We start from the raw sequence: 2986 nt of genomic DNA on the forward strand, positions 1-2986 counted from the left end.
AAACCCATAATTTCCAAAAACCTAACCCCCCTGCCCCCCTTCCCTACCAGGGAATGGGGTTTTCAAAGCCTCTCCCCGCGTCGGGGAGAGGTTTGGAGAGGGGTCAATTTATACATTCAAAACTTTTCAAACATCCTCTTACAGGCAGTATATCCCCAAGCCAAAATTACTGGTTTAGACTTATCTCCTTACCTTCTAGCTGTAGCTAACTATCGGACTAAACAACGTCGTCTTGCCCAAATCAACTGGGTACATGATCAAGCTGAATCTACGGACATGAATCCTAAATCGGAAAATTACAAAAAAATGCCAACTTATATTTTGACGTTGCTCAAAAGTACCGAACCTTATTTAGATGAATATTTTAGTTTGGACATTGAACAAGCCCTAATTGGGGCAGGTTTCCAATCTCCTACTATTACTAGCAATAGTCCTCGTTACCGTACTATCATTGCTCAGGTGAGTGGCTAATTTATATGTAGTGCTGTGGGCAGTTATCCCCCCCCTGCTGTTTTTGTGGTTTTACTACCGCAGAACTCCTGCTGCCCCACCGTGGTTAAATTTATTGATTTTGTTCATTATTGGCGCTATCTCTGGTTTTGCTGCTCTGGGCTTGGAATGGGCTATGGAAAATGTAGCTAACCGGGTTTTAGACTGGCAACAGATCCAGCGTCATTTTTCTGGTGTCGTTTTTCGGCAAATATTAGCGATCGCTCCCATTGAAGAAGGTTGTAAATTAGTAGCAGTTATTCTCCCGATTTGCTATTTACAACGTCAGTATCATCTCCGAGCTACTACAGTTTTTTTATTTACCATAGCCGTAGCTTTAGGTTTCACAGCGGAAGAAACCTGGATTTATTTATCTCACGGCACATCTTCAATTTTAGACCGCATTATTGGTACTCCAGTTCATGCGATGTTTTCTGCTCCTTGGGGGTACGCTTTAGGGATATATATTTCTGCTAGGAGAAGGTTAAATCGAGATCGGGATTTAATTTTTATCGCTTGGTTAAATTCTGTTTGCTTTCATGCTTTAGTCAATATTTTAGGTATTTCTGTGAGGTTTTCGCAGCCCACAAATTTACTCATTTATGGCTTATTTCCTTTACTATTATGGATGTTTTGGCGGTGGGAACAACTACTCCGAAAACTCCAGAGAAAACATCCTTTAGTGTTAATTTCTGGACATACATCCTCAGCCTGCACTTGGCAAAGGGGTTTAGTATTGTTAATCCTATCACTAGGCGGAAATTCTCTATTTGGATTATTGATTCTAGCCCGAAAAATTAGTCCTTTGCGGTGGGAACTTTGGTTTGATCCGAAAATTTTCTGGTTTATAGCCCAAGAACTATTATTCAATTTTGGTGTAGGACTTTTAGCTTGGTTAATTTATCGCTATTTACGCAGTTTAGCCAGTCGTCGGCATTTGTTTAACCGATAATTTATTTTCCCGTTTTAGTTTGTAAGATCCATAAATCTATTCCTTATACAATAGATCAAATAGATCCCCGACTTCTCAAAGAAGTCGGGGATCTGGATGCTGGATAGGTTTAAACTATTGCCAATACGGGTTGACTTACTGCTGCATTGACAGATGTTGATTCTGAATCAGCCGCATAGATTTCGCAAGCGTTATTAGGACTTTCAACCAGTTTAACTTTGTAAAGAGTTGCACCTAATTCTTGAATAGGCGATCGCAAAGTATTACTAATATAAAGAGCAATATTTTCCGCAGTCGGCACAACTTGATTAAAGAAAGCAACATCCTTATTTAAGAAAGTATGATCAAATGGCTCAATCACGTAATCTGTAATTATCTGATTTAAAGCCCCCAAATCAATAACCATACCCGTAGAGGAATCAATTTCCCCAATTATCGTTACTTCCAATTGATAATTATGTCCATGTCCATTTACACGAGCGCATTTACCATAAATTTCCGTGTTTTTTGCCAAACTAAAATCAGGGTGTGCCAATCTATGAGCAGAGCTAAAATGAGTGCTAATACTCAGATAACCTGACCTATCTTTACCCGAATAATCTGCCCAAAGTTGATGACTTTCAAACAGTTTAATGTTGGATAGCTTCACCCCTAATTCATCAATGGGTGATTCTAAAAGACCATGAATGTAACGGGAAATATTCTCTGTAGTGGGGACAATATCGGCAAAATAAGGAATATCTTCATTCACACAAGAGTGATCAAATATTCTCACCACATAATCTTCCACCACTCGATTTAAAGCAGCTACATCCACAATCATGCCAGTACGGGAGTCTATTTCCCCTTCCACAGTCACCTCTAGATGATAATTATGACCGTGAGTCTGAGTACATCTACCATATTTATCAACACTGAGGTTAGGAGCTAGACGGTGAGCAGCGCTAAAATGAGTCCTGATAGTCAAATTAGCTTTTTCTCCCTCTCCCTGATAATCAGCCCAAAGTTGAGGATGTTCAAATAACTGGACGCGCACCAAAGGTAAATGGGGTGCTAAACGTTCCCAAATCACTCGCGCAATATTTTCCGTTGTGGGGAGAGTTTGTTGAAATTCTGTCCACACATCATTCAGATAGGAAAAATCTAGTTGACTGGTAACTTCCCCTTTAATGACGTGCTTGACATCAGACAGGTTCAGCACCATACCATACTCATCTAATTCCCCAATCATGGAAATGAACAAGACATAGTTGTGTCCGTGTCCGGGAAATTTTGAGTAAGCACCAAATTTTTCTAAATTCTCAATTTGACTCAGTTCTGGGAACCAATACCGACCAACTGCTGAAAACTGATCGCGGCGATTAACAATACATTGCATGATTATACGAGGAGGAGAACTTAATATTTCTTAAACTTTCACTATTTACAGCATAAACCAATTTGTTACTTAGAGGATGTTTTAAAAGTTTTTAATGTGGAAACAGACCCCTCTCCAAACCTCTCCCCTACCAGGGGAGAGGCTTTAAAAACCCCATTCCCTTGTAG

2 protein-coding genes and 2 pseudogenes are annotated in these 2986 nt (G+C 39.8%); 2 read left to right on the top strand and 2 right to left on the bottom strand.

Going from position 1 to position 2986, the window contains the following annotated elements:
* Both PN450_RS00080 and PN450_RS00085 read left to right on the top strand, forming a co-directional pair.
* Positions 1-471 (top strand): annotated as a pseudogene (locus tag PN450_RS00080) (hypothetical protein); the annotation flags it as partial.
* A complete protein-coding gene (locus tag PN450_RS00085) occupies positions 464-1441 on the top strand; it encodes a PrsW family intramembrane metalloprotease (protein WP_271834935.1) in 978 nt (325 codons plus the stop codon). The pseudogene PN450_RS00080 and the gene PN450_RS00085, both read left to right, overlap by 8 nt.
* A gap of 109 nt (positions 1442-1550) precedes the next feature.
* Here PN450_RS00085 and PN450_RS23990 read toward each other — a convergent pair whose 3' ends face one another.
* Positions 1551-2069 carry a 6-pyruvoyl trahydropterin synthase family protein gene (locus PN450_RS23990; protein WP_465249368.1) on the bottom strand — a complete coding sequence of 173 codons (519 nt, stop codon included), beginning with the start codon at positions 2067-2069 and terminating at the stop codon, positions 1551-1553.
* Positions 2043-2819: pseudogene (locus PN450_RS23995) on the bottom strand (6-pyruvoyl trahydropterin synthase family protein); the annotation flags it as partial. The gene PN450_RS23990 and the pseudogene PN450_RS23995, both read right to left, overlap by 27 nt.
* Between the last annotated feature and the right edge of the window lie 167 nt (positions 2820-2986).

It is taken from the genome of Dolichospermum lemmermannii CS-548 (genome assembly GCF_028330815.1).
GTDB classification, from domain to species: domain Bacteria; phylum Cyanobacteriota; class Cyanobacteriia; order Cyanobacteriales; family Nostocaceae; genus Dolichospermum; species Dolichospermum lemmermannii.